The organism is Actinomadura sp. NPDC048032 (assembly GCF_040653175.1).
In the GTDB taxonomy this organism is placed as follows: Bacteria; Actinomycetota; Actinomycetes; order Streptosporangiales; family Streptosporangiaceae; genus Spirillospora; species Spirillospora verrucosospora.
Window position 1 is genome coordinate 1 of sequence record NZ_JBEZJP010000491.1, and the last position, 5602, is coordinate 5602.

The window sequence follows — 5602 nt, forward strand, 5'->3', positions numbered from 1 at the left end:
ACCTCGGCCGGATCGTGGAGACCGGGGCCCGGGACGTGGTCTACGGCGCGCCGGCGCACCCCTACACCAGGGCTCGAAGATCCGGGAACGCCCGTGTAAGGCGAGAAAGTGACCAACTGACCATCTACGGATTGTCACAATGGGTGCGGGTTCCGTGGCCGAATCTCGGGGAGGACTGCCCGTTTGGCGGGTTTCGGACCGGGATGAGAGGTCCAATCGCGGTGCCCCCAGGGGGTGACGCCGGCTCCGGGGGACGGGAGGATGGCCCGGTGACGCTCCTCTTGGCCCGTTCCATCCTTGAGTCGCTGCTCGACCCCGCCCCCTGCCTGGACGCCCTGCGCCGCGGCTTCACGGCCGGGGACGGCGGCGCCGCCGCCCGCCGCGTGATCGTCGAGCTGCCCGGACAGGGCACTGCGACGGCGCTGATGCCGGGCGTGGTCGAGGGGATCCCCGCGTACACGGTGAAGGCCAACGCGAAGTTTCCCGGCAGCCGCCCGGCGCTGCGCGGCGTCGTCTGCCTGCACGACCTCGGGACGGGCGAGCTGCTGGCCCTCCTGGACTCGGCGACCGTGACCGCCTGGCGCACCGGCCTGGCCGCCGCCCTCGGCACCCACGCGCTGGCGCGCCCCGCGGCCGGCTCGGTCGCGGTGATCGGGGCGGGCGCGCAGGCCGAACTGGTCATGCGGGGCCTGGGCGAGCTGCGGGAGGTGCGCGACCTCACGGTGTTCGACCTGGACTCCGGCCGCGCCGCCGACTTCGCCGCGCGGCACGGTGCCCGGCTGGACGCGCACGCGACCGTGGCGCCGGACCCGCGCGCCGCCGTCCGGGACGCCGGGATCGTGGTCCTGGCGACCTGGGCGCGCCGCCCCCTCCTGCACGCCGCCGACGTGGCCCCCGGGACGCACCTCACCTCGCTCGGCGCGGACCAGCCGGGCAAGGCCGAACTGGGGGCCGACCTGCTGGAGGGCGCCCGCGTCGTCGTCGACGACGTCCCCCTGGCCGTCGAGATGGGCGTGCTGGCCGGCGCGGGCCTGGACGTCGAGCACGCCGCCGGGACGCTGCGCGACCTGATGCGCGGCCAGGTGCCCGGGCGGGTGAAGGACGGCGAGGTCACGGTGTACGCGCCCGTCGGGCTGCCCTGGCAGGACCTCGCGCTGAGCTGGACGGCCTACACCGCGGCGCGCGACGCGGGCGCCGGAGCGGAGTTCGATTTCCTCGCCTGAACCGGTTCCGGCCCATCAGGTGTACGAACGCTAATTGGCGGAATACCCATCGCTGGATTCCTGGTTTCCACGGTGTCTTTACATTGACGCGGTGAATAGTGTTGGCTCCGTCCGGTAAGAGTTCAGTAGTCGTGCGGCCTGTCGAAGGTGACCTAATGAAAGTTCGATTTCGCGCTGACCGAATCCCCGGCAATGCCTCTCGGCCGCCGCCCTGACTTCCCTCTGAGACGCGTTCGGTGTTTGTCCTTTCTGAGGCCGCGGGCGGGCGGCCGTGTTGGAGACGAGAATGATTCGGATTCTGCTCGCCGAGGGGGCGCCGCTCCTGCGCGGCGGGCTGGTCGCGCTGTTCGACCGGGTGACGGATCTCGACGTGGTGGCGGCGCTGGGCTCGGGCGATCAGGTCCTCCGCACGGCGCGCAGACGCCGGCCCGACGTCGCGCTGATCGACGTCGGGCTGCCGGGCCTGGACGGTTTCACGGCCGCCCGGGCGTTACGCGAGGCCGTCCCGGAGTGCCGCACCGTCCTGATGGCGGGCCGCTGCCGGACCGGTGACCTGCGGCGCGCGGTGGCCGCGCGGGCCTCCGGGCTCGTGCTGAAGGACACCTCGCCGGGCGAGCTCGTGGACGCGATCAGGCGGGCGGCCGAGGGCGCGCGCGTCATCGACCCCGACATGGCCTTCACCGAACTGGGCTCGGCCCAGAGCCCGCTCACCGAACGGGAGATCGAGGTCCTCACCCTGGCGTCACGGGGCGCGTCCGCGGCGCAGATCGCCGAGGACCTCGTCCTGACGATCGGCACCGTCCGCAACCACCTCTCCCGCATCAACCGCAAGATCGGCGCGGAGAACCGGGTCCAGGCCATCCGGATCGCCGAGGACGCCGGGTGGCTGTGAGCCGTCCTCCCAGCGCCCGGTCAGGTCCCGGTACAGCGGGCACACCGCGGGCAGGTCCGCGTGCCGCCCGAGGTGGGCGCGGGTCCCGTCCAGCACCAGGACGCGGCGGGCGCGCATCGCCGAGCTGATCCGGTGCGCGATGACGACGAGCGTGCCGGGCCGGCGCGCGAACGCCTCCTCCACCCGCGCCTCGGCGGCCGGGTCGAGCCGGTACGCGGCCTCGTCCAGGATGACCAGGCGCTGCGGCGCGAGGTAGGCCCGGCACAGCGCCACGCACTGCCGCTGCGCCTCGGTCAGCGCGCCGGGCTCCAGCCGCGCCCCGTACCCGCCGAGGTCGCGGACGAGCGGCGCCAGCCCCAGCGCGTCCACGGCGCGGCCCGCCTCCTCCGGACCGGCGTCCGGCGCGTAGTAGACGAGGTTGTCGAGCAGGGTGCCGCCGAACACGTACGCCTCCTGCGGGACGAGCACCCGCCGGCCCGGATCGCCCGCCGGCCGCCCGTCCACCAGCACCTCGCCCGCGCCGGGCGCGGCCAGCCCCGCGATCAGCGCCGCGAGCGTCGACTTGCCGATCCCGCTCGGCCCCACCACGGCCAGATGGTCGCCGTGCGGGACGACCAGGTCCAGGTTCTCGATCACCGGCCGCGCCCCGGCCCCGTAGGCGAAGGTCACGCCGCGCAGCTCCACCGCCGGCGCCCCCGGCACGGGTGCGGCGGGCTCGGGCGGGGCGGGCGCGTCCGGCGCGCCCGTCTCCAGGATCCGGCCGAGCGTCACCGCCAGCCGCAGGCCGCTGCCGCCCATCCCGTGCACGAGCGTGCGCAGCGCCGGCTGCAGCCCGTGCAGGACGTAGGTCAGCGCGCCGATCACCGTCCCGGCCGTGGCGCCGCGCCGCATCAGCCACGGCGCCGCCGCGAGGACCAGCAGCAGCGGCAGCCAGCCGCCCACCGCCAGCGCGACGGCGCGCACCGCCGCGAGCCGCGCGACCGCGCGCCCGGCCGCCGCCTGCGCCTCCACGGCGGCGCCCAGCTCCTCCCGCAGCAGCTCCTCGCCGCCGCACCCGACGGCGTCCCGCAGCCCGGCGGCCAGGGCGGCGGTCCGCTCGGCGATCTCCTCCTCGCCGACGACGAGCTCGCGCTGCCGGGCGGCCGCCCTTCCGAACACCGCCCCGAACAGCGCCAGCCCGAGCACCAGCGGAGGCAGCACCAGCGCGGCCACCTCCGGCGCCATCGAGGCCAGCCCCAGCAGCGCCGCCCCGGCCGCGAACGCGAACCCGCGCGCGACGACGAGCAGCCCGCCGAGGGTGTCCCGGACGATCTCCACCTGGTGGGTGAGGCGCGCGACGGCCCCCGTGTCGGGCCGTCCCCGCAGCGACCGGTGCAGCGCCCCCGTCGCGACCCGCCTCACCAGCTCGTCCCGGAACGGCTCCACGATCGCGGCCAGCGCCGGATACAGCCGCCGGCTCCCGGCCGCCCCCACCAGCGCCGACACGGCGAGCACGCCGAGCCAGGCGGCGGCGCCGGACGTGCGCCCCGTCCGGAACGCGTCGACGGCCTCCCCGACGGCCCGCCCGAACACCGCCGTGGGCACGGCCTCCACCGCCGACCATCCGGCGGCCCGCGCCACCGCCCGCGGCCGCGCCCGGACGGCGTCCCCGGCGCCGCGCCACAGGACCCGCGCCGCCTCCCGCCGCCCGATCACGCCGCGCCCCCGAACACGGCGCGGTAGTCGGGATCGGCCCAGAGGGCCCGGTGGGGGGCGACCCGGCGGACGCGGCCCTCGTCGAGCCAGACGACCAGGTCGGCGCGGGCGGCGGTGGAGGCGCGGTGCGCCACGATCAGGCGGGTCCGGTCGGCGAACCGGTCGAGCAGCGCGTCGGTGATCTGCAGCTCGGTGACGGTGTCGAGGCTGGAGGTCGCGTCGTCCAGGACGAGGACGCGCCCGGCGTGGGCGAACGCGCGGGCCAGGCCCAGCCGCTGCAGCTCCCCGCCGGACAGCGGCGCCTCCGCGAGCGGAGTGCCGTAGCCCTGCGGGAGGCGGCGGATGAAGCCGTCGGCGCGGGCGGCCCGCGCCGCCTCGCGCAGCCAGGACTCCGGCGGGCGGGAGGGGCCGAAGGCGATGGCGTCGCGGACGGTCGTCCCGAACAGCGCGGGCCGGGCGAAGGCGTAGCCGATCTCGCGGCGAAGCGCCGTCCGGTGAAGGCGGGGGAGGGGCGTGCCGTCCAGCAGCACCGTGCCGCGGTCGGGGTCGGCGAGCCGCCCGGCGAGCGCGGCGAGCGCGGAGGCGCCGGATCCGGAGCGCCCCACGACGGCGACGGCGCGCCCGCCGGGGACGGTGAGGTCCAGGCCGTCCAGCGCGCCGCGGACGGTGACCCCCCGGAACTCCAGGCCGCCGGGGCCCGGCGGGGCCTCGCCGGTGCCGTGGCGCAGAGCGGGCCACGCGAGGATCTCCGCGGCGCGGCGGGCGCCGGCGCGGGCGCGGCCGAGGCGGAGCAGCTGGGTGAGGACGGGTCCGAACCCGGCGGCGAGCCCCGCGTACTGGACGGCCGCGACCAGTTCGCCCGGCGTGATGCGGCCCGCCGCGAGCTCGGCGCCGGCGACGCCGACGGCCGCCACCTGCAGCAGCAGCAGGGCGAGCATGCCGCGCGCCGCGATGCCGCCCTGCACCCGCCACATCGCCTCGCCCTCCGCGCGCAGGCCGGGCAGGGGGCGCAGGATGCGCGCCGCCTCGCGCCCGGCCGTCCCGGCGGCGGCGATCGTCCGGGTCCCGGCGAGGGCCTCGGCGAGGCGCCCCGCGATCGTGCCCTGGACGGTGAGGTAGCGGTGCGCGGACGCGGTGACGTCGCGGACGAACGCCCGCATCAGCAGCGCCACCGCCGGCAGCGCGACCGCGACCGCCGCCGCGGTCCGCTAGTCGATGAGCCAGAGGGCCGCGAGCGCCCCGGCGGCCGGCAGCAGCCCGGCCGCGGCCTCGGTCGCGGCGGCGGGCGCCGTGCCCGCCTCGGCCGCGCCGCCCACCATGCGCCCGGCCACGTCGCCCGGCGGGACGCGCGGAGCGGGGCCCGCCGCCAGCAGGTGCCGGACGAGGGTGTGCCGCAGCCACGCCGTCGCCCGCGCGGCCGCGCAGCCGGTCGCTGGCTCCGACAGCACCTCCGCCGCGGCGGACGCCGCGACCAGTGCGACGCAGGGCCACAGCGCGGCGGCGGCCGGGGCCCCGCCCGGCGGGACCGCGTCGATCGCGCGGGCCAGCGCGAACGGGAGGAGGACGGCCGCCGCCGCGTCCGCCAGCGCCGCGGCCGCGACGAGCGCCGTCCAGCCGCGGGCGCGCCCGGCGGCGCGCAGCAGCAGCCGGTCCGCGCCGACCGCCGGGGGAGGGGAGGTCATGGGGTCTCCAAACACGGTGACGGTGGACAGCCCCGATCCGGCCAGCATGAAGCGGATGGCGCCCGGGCTGTGCCGGTGCGCGGGGGCCGTCTCACCCGGCAGTACGAGCT

3 protein-coding genes and 2 pseudogenes are annotated in these 5602 nt (G+C 77.6%); 2 read left to right on the forward strand and 3 right to left on the reverse strand.

The window, feature by feature from the left end:
• Window positions 1-269: 269 nt before the first annotated feature.
• Together AB0C69_RS37195 and AB0C69_RS37200 are read left to right on the forward strand one after the other, a co-directional pair.
• Window positions 270-1223 carry an ornithine cyclodeaminase family protein gene (locus AB0C69_RS37195; RefSeq protein WP_360360362.1) on the forward strand — a complete coding sequence of 318 codons (954 nt, stop codon included), beginning with the start codon at window positions 270-272 and terminating at the stop codon, window positions 1221-1223.
• Between the two features lie 286 nt (window positions 1224-1509).
• Window positions 1510-2115, forward strand: coding sequence for a response regulator transcription factor (locus AB0C69_RS37200; protein WP_360360364.1), 606 nt, complete (start codon window positions 1510-1512; stop codon window positions 2113-2115).
• Window positions 2116-2343: 228 nt separating this feature from the next.
• On the opposite strand, the pseudogene AB0C69_RS37205 reads toward AB0C69_RS37200, so the two are convergent.
• The 3 genes and pseudogenes from AB0C69_RS37205 to AB0C69_RS37215 form a co-directional block, all read right to left on the reverse strand.
• Window positions 2344-3339, reverse strand: a pseudogene (locus AB0C69_RS37205) (ABC transporter ATP-binding protein); the annotation flags it as partial.
• 467 nt (window positions 3340-3806) lie between these two features.
• The gene (locus tag AB0C69_RS37210; protein WP_360360367.1) at window positions 3807-4982 is read right to left on the reverse strand and encodes an ABC transporter ATP-binding protein; all 1176 of its coding nucleotides are present in this window, start codon (window positions 4980-4982) and stop codon (window positions 3807-3809) included.
• A 36-nt stretch (window positions 4983-5018) separates the two neighbouring features.
• A pseudogene (locus AB0C69_RS37215) lies at window positions 5019-5602 on the reverse strand (hypothetical protein); the annotation flags it as partial.